17 protein-coding genes are annotated in these 18,692 nt (G+C 67.0%); 7 read left to right on the top strand and 10 right to left on the bottom strand.

Annotated elements, in window-relative coordinates; all coding sequences use genetic code 11:
- Positions 1-26: 26 nt before the first annotated feature.
- Both LOC59_RS16010 and LOC59_RS16005 read right to left on the bottom strand, forming a co-directional pair.
- Positions 27-506: a hypothetical protein gene (locus tag LOC59_RS16010; RefSeq protein ID WP_227916891.1), complete on the bottom strand. Its 480-nt coding sequence runs from the start codon at positions 504-506 to the stop codon at positions 27-29.
- Positions 499-1,206: a TetR/AcrR family transcriptional regulator gene (locus LOC59_RS16005; RefSeq protein ID WP_227916890.1), complete on the bottom strand. Its 708-nt coding sequence runs from the start codon at positions 1,204-1,206 to the stop codon at positions 499-501. The genes LOC59_RS16010 and LOC59_RS16005 overlap by 8 nt, the downstream gene beginning before the upstream one ends.
- Before the next feature lie 223 nt (positions 1,207-1,429).
- Here LOC59_RS16005 and LOC59_RS16000 point away from each other — a divergent pair, with 223 nt between their 5' ends.
- The gene (locus LOC59_RS16000) at positions 1,430-2,161 is read left to right on the top strand and encodes a queuosine precursor transporter (RefSeq protein ID WP_227896248.1); all 732 of its coding nucleotides are present in this window, start codon (positions 1,430-1,432) and stop codon (positions 2,159-2,161) included.
- Here LOC59_RS16000 and tgt read toward each other — a convergent pair.
- Genes tgt through LOC59_RS15985 form a run of 3 tightly spaced genes read right to left on the bottom strand, consistent with a single transcriptional unit; the run spans position 2,158 to position 4,928 of the window.
- The gene (gene tgt, locus LOC59_RS15995; protein ID WP_227916889.1) at positions 2,158-3,423 is read right to left on the bottom strand and encodes a tRNA guanosine(34) transglycosylase Tgt; all 1,266 of its coding nucleotides are present in this window, start codon (positions 3,421-3,423) and stop codon (positions 2,158-2,160) included. The genes LOC59_RS16000 and tgt overlap by 4 nt on opposite strands.
- 34 nt (positions 3,424-3,457) lie before the next feature.
- Positions 3,458-4,330, bottom strand: a complete 873-nt coding sequence (locus LOC59_RS15990; protein ID WP_227896246.1) for a DUF6707 family protein — start codon at positions 4,328-4,330, stop codon at positions 3,458-3,460.
- Positions 4,331-4,388: 58 nt separating this feature from the next.
- Entirely contained in the window at positions 4,389-4,928 is a 540-nt protein-coding gene (locus LOC59_RS15985) for an NUDIX hydrolase family protein (RefSeq protein WP_227896245.1), read from the bottom strand.
- 115 nt (positions 4,929-5,043) lie between these two features.
- Here LOC59_RS15985 and LOC59_RS15980 point away from each other — a divergent pair, with 115 nt between their 5' ends.
- Positions 5,044-5,637, top strand: coding sequence for a YdeI/OmpD-associated family protein (locus LOC59_RS15980; RefSeq protein WP_227896244.1), 594 nt, complete (start codon positions 5,044-5,046; stop codon positions 5,635-5,637).
- A 9-nt stretch (positions 5,638-5,646) separates the two neighbouring features.
- Positions 5,647-6,522, top strand: coding sequence for a class II glutamine amidotransferase (locus tag LOC59_RS15975; protein ID WP_227896243.1), 876 nt, complete (start codon positions 5,647-5,649; stop codon positions 6,520-6,522).
- Here LOC59_RS15975 and LOC59_RS15970 read toward each other — a convergent pair.
- Complete coding sequence (locus LOC59_RS15970) at positions 6,519-7,646, bottom strand: glycoside hydrolase family 76 protein (RefSeq protein ID WP_227916887.1); 1,128 nt, start codon at positions 7,644-7,646, stop codon at positions 6,519-6,521. The two genes, LOC59_RS15975 and LOC59_RS15970, sit on opposite strands and share 4 nt — an antisense overlap.
- Positions 7,647-7,789: 143 nt before the next feature.
- On the opposite strand from LOC59_RS15970, the gene LOC59_RS15965 reads away from it, so the two are divergent.
- The 4 genes from LOC59_RS15965 to LOC59_RS15950 all read left to right on the top strand — a co-directional run bounded on the left by LOC59_RS15965 (position 7,790) and on the right by LOC59_RS15950 (position 10,655).
- On the top strand, positions 7,790-8,566 hold the full coding sequence (locus LOC59_RS15965; protein ID WP_227896241.1) for an SDR family NAD(P)-dependent oxidoreductase: 777 nt from the start codon (positions 7,790-7,792) through the stop codon (positions 8,564-8,566).
- 9 nt (positions 8,567-8,575) lie between these two features.
- Positions 8,576-9,760, top strand: a complete 1,185-nt coding sequence (locus LOC59_RS15960; protein WP_227896356.1) for an acyl-CoA dehydrogenase family protein — start codon at positions 8,576-8,578, stop codon at positions 9,758-9,760.
- Between the two features lie 92 nt (positions 9,761-9,852).
- Positions 9,853-10,299: a hypothetical protein gene (locus tag LOC59_RS15955; RefSeq protein ID WP_227896240.1), complete on the top strand. Its 447-nt coding sequence runs from the start codon at positions 9,853-9,855 to the stop codon at positions 10,297-10,299.
- A gap of 50 nt (positions 10,300-10,349) precedes the next feature.
- Positions 10,350-10,655 carry a hypothetical protein gene (locus LOC59_RS15950; protein ID WP_227896239.1) on the top strand — a complete coding sequence of 102 codons (306 nt, stop codon included), beginning with the start codon at positions 10,350-10,352 and terminating at the stop codon, positions 10,653-10,655.
- Here the strand turns inward: LOC59_RS15950 and LOC59_RS15945 are convergent.
- From LOC59_RS15945 to LOC59_RS15930, 4 genes are all read right to left on the bottom strand, one after another.
- On the bottom strand, positions 10,597-11,808 hold the full coding sequence (locus LOC59_RS15945) for a hypothetical protein (RefSeq protein WP_227896238.1): 1,212 nt from the start codon (positions 11,806-11,808) through the stop codon (positions 10,597-10,599). The two genes, LOC59_RS15950 and LOC59_RS15945, sit on opposite strands and share 59 nt — an antisense overlap.
- 155 nt (positions 11,809-11,963) lie before the next feature.
- Entirely contained in the window at positions 11,964-12,881 is a 918-nt protein-coding gene (locus LOC59_RS15940) for an RluA family pseudouridine synthase (RefSeq protein ID WP_227896355.1), read from the bottom strand.
- Positions 12,881-13,726 carry a DNA-formamidopyrimidine glycosylase family protein gene (locus LOC59_RS15935; protein ID WP_227916886.1) on the bottom strand — a complete coding sequence of 282 codons (846 nt, stop codon included), beginning with the start codon at positions 13,724-13,726 and terminating at the stop codon, positions 12,881-12,883. Before LOC59_RS15935 ends, LOC59_RS15940 begins: the two co-directional genes overlap by 1 nt.
- A 26-nt stretch (positions 13,727-13,752) precedes the next feature.
- Positions 13,753-18,573 (bottom strand): ATP-dependent helicase, encoded by a 4,821-nt coding sequence (locus LOC59_RS15930; protein ID WP_227916885.1) that lies wholly within the window; start codon positions 18,571-18,573, stop codon positions 13,753-13,755.
- Positions 18,574-18,692 lie beyond the last annotated feature (119 nt).

The raw sequence follows: 18,692 nt of genomic DNA, 5'->3' as shown, positions 1-18,692 counted from the left end.
GCGGGCTGTGCACGGCACGAAGCGGTCTAGAAACGGACATCCATGAGGCGCCAGACGGCCAGCCTGCCCAGGGCCGAGGAGACGCCTATCGCCAGGGCCATCAGCAAAGGCACACCAACCGCCCCGGCGATGAGGCCGATCACGAGCCACGCCAGCAGTGTGGGAACGAGGAAGAACGCCAGGACATGCAGCCACTGGTTTGGGACGCCGCGCAGGAGCAGGCCCAGCACGAGGCCCACCGGAGCGGCAGTGACGAGCCCGATTCCGGCTGCATAGAAGGCGGCAATGATGATGATCCAGAGGTAACCCCAGAAGTCCCGCGACGTGCCCCAGCCGATGCCTACGGTGGCCATCACCGCGACGAGCAGGCAGGCGATGGCATAGCCGGTCATGAACGCAGTGGGTCCGAAGGTGACGCGGGGTGCCAGGACTAGGCCTCCGGTACCTGAGGAGGGACCGCTGGCACGGGCCGGATCGACGTCGTCGTCGCCCGCAGTTTCAGTCATGGACTCTTGCTCCTCGCAGCAGCTTGACGACATCTTCCACGATATTCCGGACAACCGGTAGGCGGGAGAGGATCACCAGCTTTGCCACGAGGGGAGCGGTGTTGTTTACCAGGCGCCGCGAGCGGGCCTGGCCGGGGGAAGAATCGTAGACCCAGAAGAGCGTGAGCCCCATATGGACCAGCCAGAGCAGGTCCGGCAAATCGTCCCGGATGGCCAGCGGAGGCTGCGGCCGGGCTGCTTGGACGGCCTGGCGGTAAACGGCGATGGACTTGCCGCGGCCAACCTGTGCGGCGTCCTGGGGAAGGTCCGCCGCAGCATTGGATGAGGAGTGGACCGGATACCGGCTGGTCCGGGGCACCGGGAGCGCGGCGGTCTTGAGGAACTGGTGTCCAAGCGAGTGGTACGGGCCAAGGACATCGAGGTTGGCCTGCAGGATGACGCGGAGGTGCTCGCCAAGGTTGTGCCCAGCGCGCAGCAGGGGAAGGGCGCGGGAACGGTGCTCATCCTGCAGGGAGCGGTACAGCTCTCCGACCAGTGATTCCTTGGAGGGGAAGTAGTAGTACGCGTTTCCCACGGAGACGCCGGCCGCTTCCGCAATGCCGCGCATGGTGGTGCGTTCGTAGCCCTGCGTACGGAATAGTGCGGTCGCTGTTTCAACCAGCCGTTGCCGGGTGGTTTCGCTCTTTGCCCCGGCGGCCATTGAACTCCTGTTCCATCACTCTGCCGATCATTAGACCACACTTTTGAACACGTTCAAAAGTGTGGCTGAGCGGCTGCAAACAAGGCAGTGCCGGGGAGAGGAGGAGTACACGGCCGTACCGTGGCAGAATTGACGCTGGTCTTATGACCGCCCGGGACAGCGGGCAAGTGCTAATACAGCGGGGCGAAAGCCTTGGCGAACCACTAACCGAACGGGATTACCCATGTCTTCACCTACCCCGGACGCTGCCGTCACGGCTCCGCCGGCACCGAGCTACGCTTCGCGCGGAAGCTCCCATTACGACCTGATCCTCACCCTGATGTGCGTAGTGATCATCATTTCCAACATCGGGGCGTCGAAGGGCGTTGTCCTGGGCCCTGTGTTCGGCGACTTCAGCATCATCACCGACGGCGGTTTCTTCCTCTTCCCGTTGGCCTACATCCTGGGCGACGTCATCAGCGAGGTCTACGGCTTCAAGGCCGCCCGGCGGGCCATCTACATGGGCTTTGCCATGGCCGCCTTCGCCGTGCTGGCGTTCGCCGTCATCATCGCGCTTCCGGGGTTCGACGACGGCTACGGCCTCGAGAAGCAGGCCGCGCTGGAAGCGGCACTGGGGCCGGTATGGCAGATCGTGGTGGCTTCGCTGCTGGGCTTTTTGGCCGGGCAGCTGCTCAACTCCCTGGTCCTGACCCGGATGAAGGCGCGTTTCCGTGAGCGAGCCCTGGCGGGACGGCTCATGGCTTCCACCGGAGCCGGTGAGTTCGCGGACACCCTGATTTTCTGCGCCATTGCCGCACCGGTTATCGGCATTGCCGACGCCGGACAGTTCGTGAACTACGTGATCTTCGGCTTCGTCTACAAGACCGCGGTGGAGTTCCTGTTTGTGCCGGTCACCTCAGCCGTGATCAAGGCGATCAAGAAGCGCGAGCCGACGTACGGCCAGGCCAGCGCCTAGCTGTAGTACCGGCCCAGCACCTGCTCCTTGAACTCGAAGAACGTTCCGTCTTCAAGGGCCAGGCGTGCGTCGTCGACCAGCTTCACTGTAAAGCGCTCGTTGTGGATGGAGATCAGCGTGTGGCTGACCATCTCATTGGCCTTGAAAAGGTGCTGGATGTAGGCACGGGAGTAGTTGGCGCAGGCGTAGCAGTCGCAGCCGTCCACCAGCGGCCCGAAGTCCCGCTTGAACTTGGCGTTGGAGAGGTTTTTCCGGCCGTACGGCGTGTAGAACGCCGAGTTGCGGGCCACCCGGGTGGGGGAAACGCAGTCGAAGGTGTCGGCGCCGTTCTCGATCGCGGTGAAAATGTCATCCGGTTCGGAGATGCCCAGCAGGTGCCGCGGCTTGTCTTCGGGCAGCTCTTCGCTGCACCAGCGCACGATCGTGCCGAGGTTTTCCTTCTCGAGGGCTCCGCCGATGCCGAAGCCGTCGAACTCCATGGCGCCCAGGTCGCGGGACGCCTTGCGACGCAGGTCCTCATACTGGGCTCCCTGCAGCACGCCGAACAGCGCCTGGTAGGGGCGGTGTGAGCGCTCGGCCGTGAGCCGCTGGTGTTCCGTAATGCAGCGCTCAGCCCAGAGCCGGGTGCGTTCCAGGGACCGTTCCTGGTAGCCGCGGGAGTTCAGCAGGGTGGTCAGCTCGTCGAACGCGAACATGATGTCGGCGCCGAGCTGGTGCTGGACCTGCATCGAGATTTCGGGAGTGAAGCGGTGCTTGTCCCCGTTGAGGTGGGACTTGAACCAGACGCCGTCGTCATCGATGTGCGCCAGCCGCTCCTTGCCGGGCGCGACGTCGTCGTCCGCTCCGGTGGCATGCGTGGTGCCGTCAGCGTTCATGTTGATGACCTTCTTGAACCCGGCGCCCAGGCTCATGACCTGGAATCCGCCCGAATCCGTGAAGGTAGGGCCGGGCCAGTTCATGAACTTCCCCAGGCCGCCTGCTTCATCCAGGATGTCGGCTCCGGGCTGAAGGTACAGGTGATAGGCGTTGGCCAGGACGGCCTGCGCACCAAGCTGGGCTACGGACTCGGGCAGCACGGCCTTGACGGTGGCTTTGGTGCCGACGGCGATGAACGCCGGAGTCTGGATCTCGCCGTGCGGGGTGCTGATGACGCCGGTGCGGCCCTGGAACTCACCGCCGTTCTCCTGGACGCGGGACGCGGAATCGGGCGTGGTTTCGCGCAGGCGCTTACCGAGGGAAAAGGAAAAACCAGTGGTGGACACCCTCTTATTTTGCCTTACTGGAGGGGTCCTTCGGTTAGAGGTCCAGGTTCAGGCCCCGGATGGCACTGAGCTCGGTACGGATCCGGCGCTGGAGTTCGGCGTCGGTATAGGCCTGTGAGCCGCCGTGGGCGCGCAGGTACAGCAAAGTGTTCAGGCGCAGGATCCGCCAATCGCGTTCGCTGTGCTCGTCGCCGGACTCAGCGGCCCGCTGCACTTCCCGGTCGTAGAGGTTGGGTTCGTTCAGCTGCCGCTGCAGCAGTTCCGCGGAGAGCTTGGCCTTGAGCGGATCCGACTCCGCGTGGTCTCCGGCGCGAACTGCCTGCGCGAAGGCCGCCGACGCGTCGGAGTCGCCGGCCTCATGGGTGATCTGTGCGGCCAGCGCCAGCGCCCCCTGGATCCAATTCCAGCGCCCGTAGTTGCCGTCAAAGCCCAGGCCCGTGATCAGGCCGCAGACCGCCAAGGCGTTCTCCGCATCACCGAGATCCACGTACAGGGTGTGGGCCAGGTCCCGGACGTCCTGCAGGTTGCTGCCGGCCTTGACGTTCAGTCCGCGGGCCAGCCGGGTGACCAGTTCCTTCACTGCCCGGTCCTCCGGGTGGGCGGCCTCGGCAGCCGCCAGGACGGCGGCGTAGGTCTCCTCATCCGTTGGGATGCTGCGGATTGCTTCGGAAGCATTCTTTTCCGGAGCCGGTGCGGCGACACGGACGGCCGAACCGTACGCGATACGCAGCGATTCCCCGTCCTCCAGCTCGGCGACAACCAGTGCCGGGGTGCCAAGGTCATCCTCTTCGACCCGGACAGACGCCAGCGGTGCCAGAGTCAGCTCATCCAGGACCAGCCTCTGTCCGGGGACGAGGAGCTCGGCATTGACCCGGAAGGCATAGATCTCCGGCGCACTCTCTGGCATGGCTGTTCCTTCGCGTTAGGACACTCGGACCAAAAGTATATAAAGACTTGGTAACGCCCTAGCGTCCCCAGCCCGCTGAGGCCAGGGCCTGGCGCAGCAGGTCTCCGCGCCCGCCGGCGAACTCTGAGTAGACGGCAGGGCTCAGGGCTTCTTCCGGAGTCAGCCAGGACAGCTCCAGGGCGTCCTGGCGGGGATCACATTCGCCGGTCACCGGGATGAGGTACGCCAGCGCGACGGCGTGCTGGCGTTCGTCGGTCAGCCCGGTCTGGGAGGGGGAGGGGAAGTACTCGGCGACGGTGAACGGAACCAGGCTGGGCGGCAGCTGGGGCAGTGCCAGCGGTCCGAGGTCCTTCTCCAAATGCCGCAGCAGCGCCGCGCGGATGGTTTCGCGGTACATCACGCGCCCCGAAACGAAGGAGCGCACCATCCGGCCTTCCGGTGTGGCCTGGAGCAGCAGTCCCACTTCGGTGACGTAGCCCAGCGGATCGCACCGGACCGGGACGGCCTCGACGTAGACCATCGGGAGCCGCTGCCGTGCTTCGTGCAGGTCCTCCTCCGAAAGCCAGCCGGGATACGGGTCAGGAGTGCGAACGTTCATAGGAGTGTTCTACCCCAAAGCGGGAGTACTAGTCATTTGACGCGCTCGGCTTCGGCCAAGGGCTGAATGGTCCCTGACCTTCCGGCTGCTAAACGCGGAGCCTACGCTTAAGCGCATGAAGACAGAGCTGCCGGAACTGTTGCTTCCGGATGCTGCGGCGTGGCGGGAATGGCTGGAAGAACACCATCTCCTTTCGGCAGGGGTCTGGCTGGTCATAGGCAAGCGGGGCGGAAACGTCACGGCCCTGACCTATCAGAGCGCGCTCGACGAGGCGCTGTGCTTCGGCTGGATCGACGGGCAGGCGGCCCGCCGGGACGCCGAAAGCTACCGGCAGCGCTACACGCGGCGGGGGCCGAAGAGCATGTGGTCCCTGCGCAATGTGGGGCACATCGGGCGGCTCGAGGCAGCGGGACGGATGCACCCGGCCGGGCGCGACGCCGTGGAATCGGCGAAGGCAGACGGGCGCTGGGATGCAGCCTATGCCGGCCCCGCCAGCATGGAGATTCCCGCAGATCTCCTGGAAGCCATCGCCCAAGACGCGCAGGCGCAGGCCATGTTTGACGTCCTTTCCTCCCAGAACCGGTTTGCGCTGGGCTACCGGCTGGGCATGCTCAAGACCCGCGAAGCGCGGGAACGCAACATCGCCCGTTTTGTGCAGATGCTGGGCCGCCGTGAAACGTTCTATCCGCAGAAGCAGTTTCCCGACTAGGAGTCCACCATGTGCCGGCTATTTGGAATGCATGCAGGCCTTTCCCCGGTGACGGCAACTTTCTGGCTGCTTACTGCCCCGGACAGCCTGGCTGAGCAGAGCCGCCGGATGGCCGACGGCTTTGGGATCGGGGTGTTCCAAGGGAAAAAGCCCGTGGTGGACAAGGCGCCCATCGCAGCCTACGAGGATGCGGCCTATGCGTCGGCAGCCCGCACGCTTAAAGCCGAAACGTTCGTAGCGCATGTCCGCTACGCCAGCACGGGAGGAGCCGCGCTGGTCAACACGCACCCCTTCCTGCAGGACAACCGGCTGCTGGCGCACAACGGAGTGGTTCAGGACCTCGGCGCACTGGATGACCGGCTCCGCCAGCTTGAGGTGATGGACCTCGTGCAGGGCCAGACTGACAGCGAACGGGTCTTCGCCCTGATCACCGGGATCGCCCGGGAGAACGGCGGAGACATGGGCCAGGCGATTGCCAGGGCCCTGACGTGGATTGCGGAGAACCTGCACTTGTACGCCGTGAACCTGGTCATCACCACGCCGGAGGAACTGTATGCGGTGCGGTATCCGGATACCCACCCCTTGTACGTGCTGCAGGAAAGCGGAGATGGCCCGCACGAGGCCAAGCGTTCGTCACGGATCAGCGTGAAGAGCGACGAGTTGGAGCAGGAAAACAGGCCCTCGGTCATGATCGCGACGGAGCGGATGGATAAGAACCCGAACTGGCGGTTGATGGACTCCGGAGAGGTGCTGAGGGTCGGCCGGAACCTCGCGGTCGAGCGCTCGTTCCCGCTCCCTGATCACCCCCGGCACCTGCTGAAGCTCGCAGACCTGGACCCGGTTGCCGCCGCTTCCCAGCACCCCCGGAAAGCAGGCAGGCCTTAGCTTTCTTCCCGAACTCCCCGGACCGCTTCCACGCGCACCACACGGACGGCGGCCTCCAGGACCATCCAGGCCTGCAGCTGCGTGGAAAGTTCGACGGCGCCCCCCGGGGGATAGCTTTCATCAGCGGATTTGCGCGGATCAGGCGAAAAAACGGGCAGCCCGTTGCGGGTGGCACGGCCCTGCCACAGCCGCTCCGCCAACGTGGTGACTAGGCTGCCCGCGAGCTGCCGTGCCGATTCATCCAGCGTCGGCGCCGCCGCTGCCTCTGCGAGATACCGGCAGAGGATTCCCGTGAAGAGTCCGCCGTCCCCGCTGTTGTGGGTGCGCAGTACCGGGCCGCCGCCGTCGTCCTGGGCCAGATGCGCCGCAGTCCCACGGACCAGGTCCGCCGCCCGCTCCAGGTTCGCGGCCCCGCCCAGTTCCAGCAGTGCACCGAGAACGGGACCCTGGTTGTAGGTATACAAGGCAGTTTCGACGCTCACCTGCCCGCCGGAACGCCGGACGCCGTCGAAATAGAGCCCGGTGTCCTGGTCCAGCAGGGTCTTGCCCAGCCAGTCGATGAGGTTCTGGGCGCGTTCCCGGTCTCCGCTGCGCGCAAAGTACAGTGCCGCCGGAGCCGTTGCGGGAGTGTTCTTGAAGTTGCGGCTGCGGTTCCAATAAAGACCGCCGCCGAATTCCGGTGTGTGCGCAGACCGCAGCGCCGAGCCGAGGGTGTCCCGGAGCCGCTGGTGGCGCGGCTTGGGCCCGCGCGGGGGACCGGGCAGGGAATCCAGACGCAGGGCAGCGAGCACCAGCCAGGCCATGTCGTCATAGAAGTGGTTGGTCCAGCGGCCGTAGTTGCGCAGGCGGATGGTGCGGACCAAGGTGTCCGCCAGGTCAATCGGGTCCATATCGGCCAGCCGGGTGCGGTTGCGCAGGCCGGTATCCACCAGGAGATCGGCATAGTGCGCCTGCCACCAGTAATGCCACGGTGATGATCCGCGCGGCAGCGGCTGGGGTGCGCGGACGGCGGCAAGATGCGTGCCGGGAATGCCGAACAGCCTGCCGCCAAACGCAGTGGTCACCATGTGGGCTGCCGTGTCGGCTCTCAGCTCCGCGGACCGGAGCATGTGTGGGGATGGCATGCGAACCACCCTAGACCCGGCGCGGACGCACGGACACCGTGCCGGGACATCCGATCCCCACGCGCCGGGATGCGGTGTGCCCCCGGTCACAGTAGGCTCAGTGGACCGCGTACAGACCCGCCCCCACCATCCCAGGAGGACAAATGCAGTTATCCGGCGCTTCGGCCCTAGTCACAGGAGCAGCTTCGGGGTTGGGGCGGGCCACTGCACGCCGGTTGCTCGACGCCGGTGCCGAGGTGGTCCTGGTGGACCTGCCGCAGTCCGGCGGGCTGGCGTACGCCGGCGAGCTGGGGGACAACGCACATTTCGTGCCCGGTGATGTCACGGACCCGGAGCAGATGCAGGGCGCCGTCGAGGCCGCCATGGCCGCTGCGCCGCTGCGCGTGGCAGTGAACTGCGCCGGCATCGGCACCCCGGGCAAGGTCCTGGGCCGGAACGGGGTGCTGCCCCTGGAGGATTTCACCCGGGTCATCCAGGTCAACCTGGTCGGCACCTTCAATGTCACCCGGCTGGCCGCTGCCGCCATGGCGGAAACAGAACCGGTGACGGACGACGGCGGGACAGCCGAGCGCGGCGTCATCGTCAACACGGCGTCGGTGGCGGCCTTCGACGGGCAGATCGGCCAGCCGGCCTACTCCGCGTCCAAGGGCGGAGTTGCTGCCATGACCCTGCCGCTGGCCCGGGAGCTGGCCCGGCACCTGGTCCGTGTGGTGACAATCGCGCCGGGGATCTTTGAAACACCCATGGTGGCGGGCCTGCCGCAGGACGCGCAGGACTCGCTCGCCGCGCAGATCCCGCATCCCTCGCGCCTGGGGCGGCCGGATGAGTACGCCTCGCTGGTGGAACACATCATCGGCAATTCGATGCTGAACGGGGAAACCATCCGCCTGGACGGGGCCATTCGGATGGGACCGAAGTAGGGCGTGCAGATGCTCCCCGACGCTGACTTTCTCCAGTTCGAACACCTGCTCAGCGACGCGGAAGCCGCCAAACTGGCTGAACTGCGCGCCTTCCTGGCGGCCGAGGTCACCCCTCACGCCACACGGTGGTGGAATGAAGCGCACTTCCCGGTTGAGCTGCTGCCCGGGCTCGCCTCGCTGGGACTTTCCACCCCGGTCCAGCGCGGCTACAGTCCGCTCTTCGCCGGCCTGGTGATTGCCGAGATGACACGCGCCGATACGTCCATCGCCACCTTCTTCATGGTGCACCACGACCTGTTTGTGGAAGGCCTGCACGCCTTCGGATCCGAGGAGCAGCGCTCGCGGCTCCTCGCGGATGCGCAGGCCCTGAAGATCACCGGGGCTTTCGCACTGACGGAACCGGACCACGGCTCCGACGTCGCCGGCGGCATGGCCACCACGGCGGTGCGCGACGGCGGCACCTGGGTCCTGAACGGGACCAAGCGCTGGATCGGCAACGGCACGTTCTGCGACTGGATGCTGCTCTGGGCCAGGGAACCGGCAACCGGGGAGGTGCGGGGGTTCCTGCTGGATGCCTCCCTGCCGGGAATCAAGCGCAGCCGCATCGAGAACAAGACGGCCCTGCGCACCGTGCAGAATGCGGACATCGAGCTCACCGAGGTCCGGGTCGCCGAAGAGGACCGGCTCGCCGGGATCGACAGTTTCGATGACACCAAGCACCTGCTGCGCGGCTCACGGATCATGGTGGGGTGGCAGGCCGTAGGGCAGCAGCTGGCGGCGTTCGACGTCGCCCGTGCCTACGCCGTCGAACGCCTGCAGTTTGGCCGGCCGCTCGCGGGATTCCAGCTGGTGCAGGAACAGCTGGTGCGGATGCTGGGCAACACCGTGGCCTCAACCGGGATGCTGGCCAGGGTCAGCGACCTGGAACAGGGCGGCTACGGCGGACTCTCCGGGAGTGGATACACCCGCGGGGATATGGCGCGCGCGGCACTGGCCAAGTCCTATGCGAGCAGGCTGATGCGGGAAACCGTCTCCCTGGGCCGGGGGCTGCTGGGCGGGAACGGGATCGTCACCGACTACCGGATGGCCAAGATCTTCGCCGACGCCGAGGCCATCTATACCTACGAGGGTTCCTACGAGATCAACACCCTGATCACCGGACGTGAGATCACCGGAGTCTCGGCGCTGCGCTAAGGGCCGCCGGGTGCGGCCAAGTGGTGCACCCGGTCAGTAATCAGTAGGCTTAGTTTTGAGGTGCACGTTCCGATCGAAAGGTGAAGCTGCAGATGACTGAACAGAACCCGGACCACAGCGACAACCCTGCCCTGGCCGATGATCTGGCTGAGGTGGTAACACCTGATGAGCTGAGCGTCGTATCCGGCGAGGAGCTCCTGGACGAAGACGAGCTCATGGACGCGGAGGACCTGACCTATCCAGGTGCTGCCGAAGACAACCCCGATGCCTGGCAGGATGACCCCCTGGTCAACGAGGAACCGCTGGCGGGCCAGCCCGGCGAAATGTCGGACCAGACGCTGCGCGACGAGACGCGCGAAGAGCGCTACGAAGAGGGTGACTCGCAGGTTCCGCCCGAAGAACCGACCATTGGCGAGGCAGCCCGCGACGTTGACTTCGGAGACCCGACCGCAGATCCCCTGGATGATGGCAGCGACGATCCGGCCCATGCCGGCGGCGACCCGCTCTCCTCCTTCAATCCCGATGACGAGGCCCTCTAAGGGCGGGCACGCGGCAAAGCCCTCCCGCCGCACCCGGCTAACGTTGGAGGATGCCTTCCTTCCGTGTCCAGCTGAACATCCTCGGGCTGCGCCCCGGAAATGCTCCGGAGGCGGTGATGGACGCCGCCGTGGAGGCGCTGGAGGCGAGCCACCATGTGGAGGCCAACCAGCTGGACATCGTCTCGGGTGTTCCCCGGATTACCCTCCGGATCATGGTCCCCGCCAACGAGTACGGCGTGGAAAATTCACAGGCCCGCCGCGCGGCAATGAACATGCGCCACGCGGTGGAACAAGTGGCTAAGTGTGAGCAGCTTCGGGTTCTTCGGCGGCAGCGCGGGCGCTGGCTTCCGCTGTGAGCCATTCGCGCTGCGCCCTCCTGCTCGCGTGATCGACCTGATGGCGGCGTGAACCGGCGGACACGAGGATCAGGAACGCGGCTGAAAAGGCTCCGACGGCGGGCCACACGGCGCCCGGCTCCTCCAGCAGCCGGGCCAGGCCCATTCCGGCCAGTCCGAGGACCACGCTCCAGGCGACGGCAAGTTGGCCGCGGTCCGTCATGCAGATGGTGGTCACCCCGATAACCACCGAGACCAGTGCGATCAGTGTCCAGGCCTCTGCGCCCCAGCCTCCGGCGTCGGCCTGCTGCTGCGTCAGCCAGCTTCCCAGGCATGCCAGCAGCGCCAGGATGGAGACCCCCAGGAAGACCGCCAGCGGGCCGTTGGTGAACAGCCGTTCTTGGCGGCTCCCGGCGGGCCGCGAGGCAGTCAGGTGGATGGAAGTGAGTCCGAGGCCGACCTGTGCTCCCGCCAGCCCGAACCCAGCGGCGGGATTTCCGGTGTGGACCGCCCACAGCCACAGGACGGCCAGCACGACGGCGGCTGCCGTCAGCGGTCCTGCCCAGGCGTGGCGGGGGTTTTCGCGCTGGGACGGGAGCCACTGGAAGCAGGCATAGGCAACGCTGCCGGCAAAGACGGGTACCCAGAGGATCCACACCCACGCAAACATCCCCAGAAATGACCCGGAGGGATCGAGGACATCCCCGGCGCCATGGGCCGGCACGGGCAGGCCATTCGCCGAGCGGGTCAGGAACCAGGCGGCCGGCGAGGCGGCGGTGACTGCCGCCGTGACCGTGATCCGCCGGGCCGTGGCTAGAGTTTCAGGACTGCCGGAGAGTGTGCTCGACAGTGCACCGGCGAACACCCGGGGGTTGAACCGGGCACGGGACGGGACCCGCAGATGATGATGATGTCCCTCTCCTAGGGCGGCTGGCGGGTGTGCAAGCAGACGGGTGAACTCGTCGTCAGCGGATGCCGGGATTCTTGCCGGCCGCGGAACCGCACTCCGGCCGGCTGTGCCCGCAGCCGCAGCCGCGGTGTGGATGGTGGGCGGCGCGGCCGGCGGAGGCGCGGGCGCCAGCGGAGGAACAAACGGCTTTTCGGCGCCGGGCCCCAAGGCACTGGCAACGCGGGGCGGCGGGGTTCCGGCGGGGCGTGCTGGACGGGGGAGCATGCCGTGTTCCTTTGAGTCGGTGGACTGTTCCGGGACGCTGCCCCGATGCGAATCCCAACCCTAGCCAGCGGCTGCAGGTTCGCGGAAGGGTTTTTGCGGGTCTATTTGCAGGTCAGGCCTTCCCCCAGGCTTCCCGCGGCGCTATGGTGCAGCGGCTATGGTGCTGCGGCCGCCGGCGGAAAGGCATCGAGCGAGAGGCCGCTGCGGTACTGGACCGTCTGCCGTGTCAGGGGATCCATGAACTCCACGGAGCGGGCCAGGAGCTGCAGTGGGCGGGTGTAGTCATCCGGTGCCTGGTCGAGGAGGACGGGATAGAACGGGTCATTGAGGATGCCGATCCCCAATGAGGCCATGTGCACGCGAAGCTGGTGGGTCTTCCCCGTGTGCGGGAGCAGCCGGTAGCGGCCGAGCCCGTTGGACTCTTCCAGCAGCTCGATCCGCGTTTCGGCGTTGGGTTCGCCTGCCACTTCCTGGGCCAGGAGGTAGGTGCGCGACTTGATCATCCGGCTTCGCACCGTGAGCGGAAGCTCCAGGTCCTCCCGAACCGGAGCGACGGCCTCGTATTCCTTCTCGATGCGCCGTTTCTCGAACATGACCTGGTATTTGCCGCGGGTTTCCGGGTTGGTGGAAAACAGCAGCACTCCGGCCGTCATCCGGTCCAGGCGGTGCATGGGAATCAGGTCTGGAATATCCAGGGCTACCCTCAGCCGGACCAGCGCGGATTCGGCGACGTACATCCCGCCGGGAGTCGTGGGCAGGAAGTGTGGCTTGTCCACGACCAGGAGGTTCTCGTCCTGGTGCAGGATGCTGATTTCTACCGGAAGGCGGTCTTCCTGGGGCAGCTCGCGGTAGTACCAAATGAAGGTGTGTTCGCTCAGCGGTGTCCGGCGGGTCAGAGCAGCTCCGCCCAGGCCCACCACCTCGCCCCGGTCGAAACGGTCGATGATGCCGTCCGGATCAACGTGCCCGAAGCGGTCAAGGACGTAGTCCATGGCGGTCTCCCACGGCCCTTCGCCGGGCAGGCGCAGCCGGGTGGCATTGACGCCGTTTCGTACAGGAAGGGGGGATTGCATCACCCTTCAAGGGTACCGGCGCCGGAGGCCGCCTCCCCGAGATCCGGTGGCGGCTGGCAGCGCGGACAGTAGTACAGGTCCCGCAGCTCGAGTTCGTTGTCGCCGACGAGTTCGTGGACCACCCTGGTTCCGCAGCGCAGGCAGCCGCACTTTTCACGGTTGTAGACCCAGAGCGGATCCCGGCCGGCAAGTCCTGTGGTGATGCGGCGGGAGCGGGACTTGTTGGCTTCGAGCAGCCGCTTGGAAAGATCCACCAGGCGGGGGAGGTCAGGTACATCCCGCACCGGAGTCAGTGGATGCACCCCCACCAGGAAACACAGCTCACAGCGGTAGACGTTGCCGATCCCGGCGAGGTTCCGCTGGTCGAGCAGCGCCAACCCCACCGGCCGTTCCGGAACGGCCTCCAGCCTCCGGAGGGCTTCCGCGGGATCCCAGTCCGGTCCCAGCAGGTCCGGCCCCAGATACCCGACCGCCTCGTCCTCTCCGCTGCGCGGCAAGACACGCAGGATGCCCAGCTCGAACCCCACCGCCTGCCGCGAAACGGTCTCCAGCACAGCCCGCGCCTTGAACGCCGGACGGCGCCAGCGTTCGCCGCGGTTGTAGATGTGCCAGAGCCCTTCCATCTTTAAGTGCGAATGGACGGTCCAGCCCTCATCATCGCCGGGACCCGGAGCGATCCGGATGAGCAGGTGCTTCCCGCGCGAGGCGACCCCTTCGACAACGCGGCCGCTGAGGTCCGTCGTCGCAAACCGCGGAACCCGGAAGTCGGTCCGGGTCAGCTCGGCTCCTGCCAAGGCGGCCTGCAGGTCACGGGCTGCCCGCCAGACGGTATCCCCCTCAGGCACTGCACACCTCCGGACCGGCATAAAACTCAAACACGGTAGCGCAGTCCCTTCGGCGTCGAATAAAACCCGGCAGCCATCAGCGCCGTGGCCACCGGGGTGTCCAGCACATCTGTGCCGTTGGCCTTCTCCACAGCCATCTTCTCCGCCGCGCCGCGCCGGATGATGCCCACCAGGGCGGCGGCCGCGAGCACCAGGGCCTCGGCGTCGTCCGTGTAGGTGAGCAGGGTCTTGCCGCCTCGCTCCACGTAAAGGACCAGCTCGCCGTCGACCATCACCACCAGGGCACCGGCCTTCCGGCCGGGACGGTGCCCGCCGTCGGAGGAGGGCCATGGCAGGGCAGCGCCGTACGGGTTTGCAGGGTCTGTGGCAGCCAGCGCCACAGCCTGGGGGTCGGGCACCGCCAGCTGGTTCTCCCGCGAGAAGGAGCGGAGCCGGTCAACGGTTGCCGGAACCGCGAACTGCGCCGCACCCAGCTGCTCAATGAAGTAGCCGCGGCGGCAGCGTCCCATTTCCTCGAGCCGGGCCAGCACCTTGTACAGCAGCCCGAACCCGCCGGGAACACCTTCGCTGGCAACAGAACCCCGGGTGAGGATGCCGTACCGGTCCATCAGCAGCTCGGCCGTGGCATGGGCATGGACCGTGGTGTCTGTTTCCACCGCCGGCAGCAGGCTCCAGCGCCCGGCGACCAGCGGCATCGGGCCGCGTGCCGGCAGATTCTGCCCACCGGCAAGCCGCAGCGAAGAGCTGCTCAGGGTTCCCCGCGGTGTGCGGCCCAGCCGTCCCAGCCGGGCGGTGCGCGCCCGGGGCGTCGAAGCCCGCTGCTTGTGGGCTGTTTTTCCGCCCGCGAGCAGGGAGCGCACCGGCGTGAACGTGTCGTTGGTGATCCGGCCCGCCCACACCAGCTCCCAGAGCGCGGTGATGATCTCGGAATCGGGCAGCAGGGAGCTGCCGTCCTGCAGCGGTGTACTGTTCACCGCCTCCGCGATCTGCCGGAAGAAGTAGGCACCGGAACCGGAGAGCAGGTCCAGGAGATGGCGCTGCAGGTCAGAGGGGGCGAACTCGGGATCAGGGTTCAGGGTCAGCGCCGCGTTCTCCGCCAGGTGCAGCGAGATCCAGCCGTCATTTCCGGGCAGTGATCCCGTACCGGACCAAATCACCTCGCCGGTCGCGGTAAGTTCATCGAGCATCGACGGTGCATAGTCACGCACACGTGATCCCAGAATCAGCGGCTCCCACGCCGACGCCGGAATCGGCACCCCGGAGAGCTGGTCGATCACCGTTGCGACGCCGTCGAGCCCCTTGAGTGAGGACCCCACGTTCTGCCACACCGGCAGGAAACGCCCGTAGGTGGACGGGTCCACGGGTTCGACGTCGGAACGCAGGGCTGCCAGGGAGCGACGCCGCAGCCGGCGCAGCACCTCGGCGTCGCACCATTCAGAGCCGGCCGGCGCTCCGGGCATCGTGATCACTGCCGGCGGGAACTGGTCCACACCCGACGCCGCGTCCAGCACCTGCGCTTCCGTGGGGCGGAACTCGCCCTCAGCCACCCGGCCCTCTCCGCCCAGCCGCTGCAGTGTTGCCGTGACGACGGCGACGCCAAGTCCCAGCCGGGCGGCCGCCTCCGCGGCGGTAAAGGGACCGTGGGTGCGTGCGTAGCGCCCGACCAGGTCACCCAGGGGATCAGGTACCGGTTCAACAAAGGCCAGGGGAACCCCCATGGGCAGCGGAACACCCAGGGCATCACGCAGCCGGGCAGCGTCCTCGATCGCGGCATAGCGCTGGGTCCCGGCGATCCCGGCCTGCAGGGCACGGTTGGCGCGGACGAGTTCGCGCAGCAACGACTCGGCGTCGTCCTCCGTCGCGGGCTCGGAACCTTCGCCACCGGCGGGTTCCAGCCGTTCGGCAACTTCAGCGGCAGTGAGCGGTCCCAGCAGGCGCAGCAGGTCAGCGACGCCTTCCAGGCCCCGTGCCCGCCGGTCCGGTGCCAGCCGCTGGAGTTCGGCTTCGGTCTGCGCAATGATCCGTGCGTCCAGGAGCTCGCGCAGTTCGGCCCGGCCGAGGAGCTCATTGAGCAGGGTTGGGTCCAGGGACAGCGCGGCGGCCCGGCGCTCGGCCAGCGGCGAGTCACCTTCATAGAGGAAGGCCCCGACGTAGCCGAAGAGCAGCGACCGCGCGAACGGGGACGGCTGCGGCGTGGTGGTTTCCACCAGCCGAATCTCGCGGCGCTCGACGGCGGCCGCGATTTCCTTCAGCGCGGGCAGGTCGTAGACATCCTGCAGGCACTCGCGCACGGTCTCCAGCACGATCGGGAAGGTCGGGAACTTGCGGGCGACATCGAGCAGCTGGGCGGAGCGCTGGCGCTGCTGCCAGAGCGGGGTGCGCTTGGCGGGGTTCTGCCGGGGCAGCAGCAGCGCCCGGGCCGCGCACTCGCGGAACCGGGAGGCGAACAGCGCCGATCCGCCGACTTCAGCCGTGACGATTGCCTCGAGTTCGTCCGGTTCGAACAGGAACAGCTCCGCGCCCGGAGGTTCGTCCTCCATCAGCGGCACCCGCAGCACAATGCCGTCGTCGGAGGCCATGGCAGAGCCGTCCAGCCCGTAGCGCTGCTGCAGCCGCGCGCCCACCGCCAGCGCCCACGGAGCGTGGACGGGCATGCCGAACGGGCTGTGCAGGACAACCCGCCAATCGCCCAGTTCGTCGTGGAAACGTTCGATCACCAGCGTCCGGTCGCTGGGCACCACATCAGTGGCCTGCTGCTGCTCGCGGAGGTAGGCAACCAGGTTTCCGGCGGCCCACTCGTCCAGCCCGACGGCGGCCAGCCGCTCCAGCGCGGCGGGCTCTGAAGTGCCCGCCATTTCGCGGACGAATTTGCCCAGTGCACGGCCCAGTTCCACCGGCCGGCCCTGGGAATCTCCGCGCCAGAAGGGGAGCTTGCCCGGCTGGCCGAAGGCGGGGGAGACCAGGACCCGGTCATGGGTGATGTCCTCGATCCGCCAGCTGGTGGCTCCGAGTGCGAAAACGTCACCGACCCGGGATTCGTAGACCATCTCCTCGTCGAGTTCACCGACCCGGCGGCTGTTCTTTCCCTCAGAGTCCCCCACCAGGTACACGCCGAAGAGCCCGCGGTCCGGGATCGTCCCGCCGGAGGTGACAGCCAGGCGCTGGGCACCCGGGCGGCCGGTAATGGTGTTTTCCGTCCGGTCCCAGATGATGCGCGGCCGCAGCTCGGCGAATTCGTCCGAGGGGTAGCGGCCGGAGAGCAGGTCAAGGGTCGCATCGAACGCGGAACGCGGCAGGCCGGCGAAGGGTGCGGAACTGCGCACGACGTCGAACCATTCCTCCACATCGATGCTCCCCAGGGCGGTGGCAGCCACCGTCTGCTGCGCCAGGATGTCCAGAGGGTTGGCAGGGATAAAGAGGGGCTCAATCTGCCCGGCAAGCATCCGCTCCACGGTGACTGCCGAATTGAGGAGGTCTCCGCGGTGCTTCGGGAACATCACGCCCTGGGAGATTTCCCCCACCTGGTGGCCGGCGCGTCCCACGCGCTGCAGCCCGCTGGCCACAGACGGCGGGGACTCAACCTGGACCACCAGGTCCACCGCACCCATGTCTATGCCCAGTTCCAGGGAACTCGTGGCCACCACGCACCGCAGGCGGCCGGATTTCAGGTCGTCCTCGATCATGGCCCGCTGGTCCTTGGAAACGGACCCGTGGTGGGCGCGGGCCAAGACCGGTGTGTCGTCGTCGACAGCTGTGTCCTCCTGGCGCGAGCGGACGGAGACACCTGCCTGGGCCATCAGCTGCGCCGGCGGACGGGCGGGTACTGCAGGAACAGGCATGCCGTCGGTTCCGGTCGCGGCCTGTGCTGCTTCCAGGCGGTAGGCATGGATCTCGTTCAGCCGGGCGGTGAGCCTTTCGGCCAGGCGCCGCGAATTGGCGAAGACAATGGTGGAGCGGTTCGCCTCAATGAGGTCGGCGATCTTCTCCTCCACATGCGGCCAAATGCTGGCCTGAGGGGCGAATCCACCTTCAACGGTGTCTTGGGCCGGAGCGCCGCCGAGGTCCGTCATGTCCTCCACCGGGACGGTCACGGTGAGGTTCCAGTTCTTCCGCGATTCCGGCGCGACGATCTTCACCGGAGCGTTGCCGCCCAGGAAGCGGGCCACCGTTTCCTGCGGTTCGACCGTCGCGGACAGGCCAATGCGCTGCACCGGTTTGTCCAGCATGGCGTCCAGCCGGGCCAGGGATACGGCCAAGTGCGCGCCGCGTTTGGTGCCGGCCACGGCATGGACTTCATCCACGATGACGGTATCGACTTCGGAGAGGGTCTCCCGGGCCTGCGAGGTGAGCATCAGGAAAAGGGATTCGGGGGTGGTGATCAGGATGTCCGGCGGGCGCGTGAGGAGGGCCCGGCGTTCATTCTGCGGGGTGTCTCCGGAGCGGACCCCTACCGTGATGGACGGTGCCGGCAGTCCCAGCCGTTTGGCAGTCTGGGTGATGCCGATCAGGGGTGCCCGGAGGTTGCGCTCCACGTCCACGCCGAGGGCCTTCAGCGGCGAGATGTAGAGGACCTTAGTCTTGCGTTTGGGGGCGCGTGACCGGCCGGTTCCGGACGTTTCCGGCACGTCCGGCTGGGCAGCGGCGTCGGCGATGAACCGGTCCAGGGACCAGAGGAACGCGGCCAGGGTCTTGCCGGAGCCGGTGGGTGCGATCACCAGAGCGTTGGAACCGCCCGAAATCGCATCCCAGGCGCCAACCTGGGCAGCAGTCGGCTCAGGGAATGCCCCCGTGAACCAGTCCCGGGTGGCGGGAGTGAACTTCTGGAGCACTCTGCCTGCCGACGTCATGCACCCATTGTTCACCACCACACTGACAGGCGGGGCTCACCTCCGGTCCGTTCGGCTCCCGGCTAAATGCGCGCGGGAAAGCCCGGCGGAACTGCTGCCATACACGCCCGGATCCTGAT

The organism is Arthrobacter sp. zg-Y916, assembly GCF_020907385.1.
Lineage (GTDB): Bacteria > Actinomycetota > Actinomycetes > Actinomycetales > Micrococcaceae > Arthrobacter_B > Arthrobacter_B caoxuetaonis.
This window is presented reverse-complemented; position numbering and strand designations above follow the sequence as displayed.

Excerpts from the sequence above, each read along its gene's own strand:
- LOC59_RS15940 (WP_227896355.1), bottom strand. The coding sequence starts at position 12,881 with ATGCAATCCCCCCTTCCTGTACGAAACGGCGTCAATGCCACCCGGCTG.
- LOC59_RS15970 (WP_227916887.1), bottom strand. The coding sequence starts at position 7,646 with ATGCCATCCCCACACATGCTCCGGTCCGCGGAGCTGAGAGCCGACACG.
- LOC59_RS15930 (WP_227916885.1), bottom strand. The coding sequence starts at position 18,573 with ATGACGTCGGCAGGCAGAGTGCTCCAGAAGTTCACTCCCGCCACCCGG.
- LOC59_RS16010 (WP_227916891.1), bottom strand. The coding sequence starts at position 506 with ATGACTGAAACTGCGGGCGACGACGACGTCGATCCGGCCCGTGCCAGC.
- LOC59_RS15960 (WP_227896356.1), top strand. The coding sequence starts at position 8,576 with ATGCTCCCCGACGCTGACTTTCTCCAGTTCGAACACCTGCTCAGCGAC.
- LOC59_RS15965 (WP_227896241.1), top strand. The coding sequence starts at position 7,790 with ATGCAGTTATCCGGCGCTTCGGCCCTAGTCACAGGAGCAGCTTCGGGG.
- LOC59_RS15990 (WP_227896246.1), bottom strand. The coding sequence starts at position 4,330 with ATGCCAGAGAGTGCGCCGGAGATCTATGCCTTCCGGGTCAATGCCGAG.
- LOC59_RS15950 (WP_227896239.1), top strand. The coding sequence starts at position 10,350 with ATGCCTTCCTTCCGTGTCCAGCTGAACATCCTCGGGCTGCGCCCCGGA.
- LOC59_RS15975 (WP_227896243.1), top strand. The coding sequence starts at position 5,647 with ATGTGCCGGCTATTTGGAATGCATGCAGGCCTTTCCCCGGTGACGGCA.
- LOC59_RS15985 (WP_227896245.1), bottom strand. The coding sequence starts at position 4,928 with ATGAACGTTCGCACTCCTGACCCGTATCCCGGCTGGCTTTCGGAGGAG.
- LOC59_RS16000 (WP_227896248.1), top strand. The coding sequence starts at position 1,430 with ATGTCTTCACCTACCCCGGACGCTGCCGTCACGGCTCCGCCGGCACCG.
- LOC59_RS15955 (WP_227896240.1), top strand. The coding sequence starts at position 9,853 with ATGACTGAACAGAACCCGGACCACAGCGACAACCCTGCCCTGGCCGAT.
- LOC59_RS15980 (WP_227896244.1), top strand. The coding sequence starts at position 5,044 with ATGAAGACAGAGCTGCCGGAACTGTTGCTTCCGGATGCTGCGGCGTGG.
- LOC59_RS16005 (WP_227916890.1), bottom strand. The coding sequence starts at position 1,206 with ATGGCCGCCGGGGCAAAGAGCGAAACCACCCGGCAACGGCTGGTTGAA.
- LOC59_RS15945 (WP_227896238.1), bottom strand. The coding sequence starts at position 11,808 with ATGCTCCCCCGTCCAGCACGCCCCGCCGGAACCCCGCCGCCCCGCGTT.